Raw genomic sequence first — 3,870 nt, forward strand, 5'->3', positions numbered from 1 at the left:
TGGTCGATCACGCCGGAGCGGCGGGCCGCGATCGCAGCGCCCGAGTCGCGGGCAACCACGCCTTCCATGCCGGTGCCGACGAACGGCGCCTCGGCGCGAACCAGCGGCACCGCCTGACGCTGCATGTTCGAGCCCATCAGCGCGCGGTTGGCGTCGTCGTTCTCGAGGAACGGGATCAGCGCGGCGGCCACCGAAACGAGCTGCTTCGGCGACACGTCCATGTAGTCAACCTTGTCCGGCGTCACCGGCAGCACTTCGCCGGCGTGACGGCAGACCACGAGGTCTTCGGTGAAGCGGCCGCGGTTGTCGAGCGGCACGTTGGCCTGCGCCACGCGGTAGCGGCCCTCCTCCATCGCCGAGAGGTACACGACCTCGTCGGTGACGCGGCCGTCCTTGATCTTCCGGTACGGCGTCTCGACGAAGCCGTATTTGTTCACGCGCGCGAAGGTGGCGAGCGAGTTGATCAGGCCGATGTTCGGACCTTCCGGCGTCTCGATCGGGCAGATGCGGCCGTAGTGCGTCGGGTGCACGTCGCGCACCTCGAAGCCCGCGCGCTCGCGGGTCAGACCGCCCGGGCCAAGCGCCGAGAGGCGGCGCTTGTGGGTGATCTCGCTGAGCGGGTTGGTCTGGTCCATGAACTGCGAGAGCTGCGAGGAGCCGAAGAACTCGCGCACGGCGGCAGCCGCCGGCTTGGCGTTGATCAGGTCCTGCGGCATCACGGTGTCGATATCGACGCTCGACATGCGCTCCTTGATCGCGCGCTCCATGCGCAACAGGCCGATGCGGTACTGGTTCTCCATCAGTTCGCCGACCGAGCGCACCCGGCGGTTGCCGAGATGGTCGATGTCGTCGATCTCGCCCTTGCCGTCGCGCAGGTCGACCAGCGTCTTGATGACGGCCAGGATGTCTTCCTTGCGCAGCGTGCGCTGGGTGTCGGGCGCATCGAGATCAAGGCGCATGTTCATCTTGACGCGGCCCACGGCCGACAGGTCGTAGCGCTCGGCGTCGAAGAACAGCGACTGGAACATCGCCTGTGCCGAATCCAGCGTCGGCGGCTCGCCCGGACGCATCACGCGATAGATGTCGAACAGCGCGTCTTCACGCGTCATGTTCTTGTCGGCATGCAGCGTGTTGCGGATGTAGGCGCCGACATTGACGTGGTCGATGTCAAGGATCGGCAGTTCCTTGTAGCCCTGCTCGTTCAAGACCTTCAGCAGCTTGTCGGTGATTTCCTCACCGGCCTCCGCATAGATTTCACCGGTCTTCGGATTGACGAGGTCCTCGGCGAGATAGTTGCCGACCAGTTCCTCGTCCGACATCCGCAGTGCTTTCAGCCCCTTTTCCTGGAGCTGGCGCGCGGCGCGCACGGTGAGCTTCTTGCCGGCTTCGAGCACGACCTTGCCGCTGTCGGCATCGATCAGGTCGTTGATGGTGGAATAGCCGCGGAAGCGCGTGGCATCGAACGGCACGCGCCAGCCTTCCTTGGCGCGCTTGTAGTTGATCTTCTTGTAGAAGGTCGAAAGGATCTGCTCGCCATCGAGGCCAAGCGCGAACATCAACGACGTCACCGGAATCTTGCGGCGACGGTCGATACGCGCATAGACGATGTCCTTGGCGTCGAACTCGATGTCGAGCCAGGAGCCGCGGTAGGGAATGACGCGCGCGGCGAACAACAGCTTGCCGGACGAGTGCGTCTTGCCCTTGTCGTGGTCGAAGAACACGCCGGGCGAACGATGCATCTGCGAGACGATGACGCGCTCGGTACCGTTGACGATGAAGGTGCCGTTCATCGTCATGAGCGGGATGTCGCCCATGTAGACGTCCTGCTCCTTGATGTCCTTCACCGACTTGGCGCCGGTTTCCTCATCGATATCGAACACGATCAGGCGCAGCGTCACCTTCAGCGGCGCGGCAAAGGTCATGCCGCGCTGGCGGCACTCGTCGACGTCATATTTCGGCGGCTCGAATTCATAGCGGACGAATTCCAGCATCGAGGTGCCGGAGAAATCCGAGATCGGGAACACCGAGCGGAACACCGCTTGCAGACCTTCGTCGAGCCGGCCGCCCGGGGGCTCATCCACCATCAGGAATTGGTCATAGGACGCCTTCTGAACCTCGATGAGGTTCGGCATCTCTGCGACTTCCTTGATGTGTCCGAAAAACTTGCGTACGCGTTTGCGACCGGTGAACGTCTGCTGCGCCATAGTGGCCTCTCGTTATCGTCGCCCCTGGAGGGAGCGAACCTTTCCGAAAGCGGTGATGTCAAAATCGCCTTCGGAGTTGAATTTCGTTTTCGTTCCCTGAGCCGCTCGCCTTTCCTTTTCCGGACGTTCAAGTCCTGGATCAAAAGGTTCCGCCATCCAAAGAACGCAAAGCGACGCGCGGGGCGCTCTAACGCACCCGCACGTCTAAAACCGCTTCGTTACGGACTGCAAAGCCCGAAATTGCCTATCTCCCAACGGCTTGCGGCGAAACCTTGCGGTTCCTCTCACCTGCCGTGTTTTCGTGCTGCCGTCCCGATATGGGATGGCAATCGTGGAAAATCGAGGGGTATCCCCCTCCATCCCCACACTTTCTCGTGTAGGACGCCCGCCTGATGGAACCCGGCGGGCGATCCGCTTTCTGTCATGGCCAGGCTTGACCCGGCCATCCACGTCTTTTGCTCCAGATCCCGGATCCACGCTTCGCGTGTCCGGAATCCAGCTCAAACCTACGGTTACTTGAGCTCGACCTTCGCGCCAGCCTTTTCGAGCTGAGCCTTGATCTTGTCGGCCTCTTCCTTGTTGACGCCTTCCTTCAGCGGCTTCGGAGCGCCTTCGACGAGGTCCTTGGCTTCCTTGAGGCCAAGACCGGTGATGGCGCGGACTTCCTTGATGACCTCGATCTTCTTGTCGCCAGAGGCGGCCAGAACGACCGTGAACTCGGTCTTCTCTTCGGCCGGGGCAGCGGCAGCGCCGCCGGCGGCGGGACCGGCCACCGCCACGGCCGCAGCCGCGGAGACGCCCCACTTTTCTTCGAGGAGCTTGGCGAGTTCGGCCGCTTCGAGCACCGTCAGGCTCGAGAGGTCGTCAACAATCTTCTGCAAGTCAGCCATTGATCTGTTTCCTTAAACGTATTGGTTCGAACCAGGTTGTTACTGTTTAGCGAGAGCCGTCAGGCCGCTTCGCCCTTGGAGGCATGAGCCTGAATGACGCGCGCGAGCTTGGCCGCAGGCGCATTCGACAGCTGAGCGATCTTGGTCGCCGGCGCCACGAGAAGGCCAACGAGCTTGCCGCGCAGTTCGTCGAGCGAGGGCAGCGAGGCAAGCGCCTTCACGCCATCGACATTCAGGACGGTTTTGCCCATCGAGCCGCCGAGAATGACGAACTGTTCGTTCGCCTTGGCGAATTCGATGGCAACCTTCGGCGCTGCTACCGGATCTTTGGAAGTCGCGATCACGGTCGGCCCCTTCAGCAGGGAGCCGATAGCAACGACGTCAGTGCCTTCAAGAGCAATTTTGGCGAGACGGTTCTTCGAGACCTTTACCGAGGCGCCAGCCTGCTTCATCTGCATGCGCAGCTTCTGCATCTGGGCAACGGTCAGGCCGGAATAGTGGGCCACGATCGCGACGCTGGTGGTCTTGAACAGACCATTCAGCTCCTCGACAGCGCCCTTTTTTGCCGCTCTTTCCACAGCAAGCTCTCTCCGGTTGGCGGCCTTCGCATTCTCACGCGGGACCGCCGGGTTGCACCCATCGTCCCGCCCACCCTTCACTTTCGGGGGCCCAAAGGCCCCAGCGACATGGGCAAGACGACGATCTTGAAGCCTGCCCTCCCGAAGGCCGTTACAGCCCTGCGGGGTGTCGAGGTTCGAACCAAATTGCTTTCAACC

General features: G+C 62.2%; 3 protein-coding genes. All 3 read right to left on the minus strand.

The annotated features are described in order from the left end of the window. Window positions 1-2,204 (minus strand): DNA-directed RNA polymerase subunit beta (gene rpoB / locus VFL62_RS24360; RefSeq protein ID WP_325174949.1); only part of this gene is annotated, 2,204 nt, incomplete at its 3' end. Between the two features lie 512 nt (window positions 2,205-2,716). Continuing rightward, window positions 2,717-3,094 carry a 50S ribosomal protein L7/L12 gene (gene rplL, locus VFL62_RS24365; RefSeq protein WP_325174950.1) on the minus strand — a complete coding sequence of 126 codons (378 nt, stop codon included), beginning with the start codon at window positions 3,092-3,094 and terminating at the stop codon, window positions 2,717-2,719. Between the two features lie 59 nt (window positions 3,095-3,153). Then, on the minus strand, window positions 3,154-3,672 hold the full coding sequence (gene rplJ / locus VFL62_RS24370) for a 50S ribosomal protein L10 (RefSeq protein ID WP_325174951.1): 519 nt from the start codon (window positions 3,670-3,672) through the stop codon (window positions 3,154-3,156). Between the last annotated feature and the right edge of the window lie 198 nt (window positions 3,673-3,870).

The organism is Bradyrhizobium sp. (assembly GCF_035701725.1).
GTDB lineage: Bacteria > Pseudomonadota > Alphaproteobacteria > Rhizobiales > Xanthobacteraceae > Bradyrhizobium.

Excerpts from the sequence above, each read along its gene's own strand:
- rplL (WP_325174950.1), bottom strand. The coding sequence starts at position 3,094 with ATGGCTGACTTGCAGAAGATTGTTGACGACCTCTCGAGCCTGACGGTG.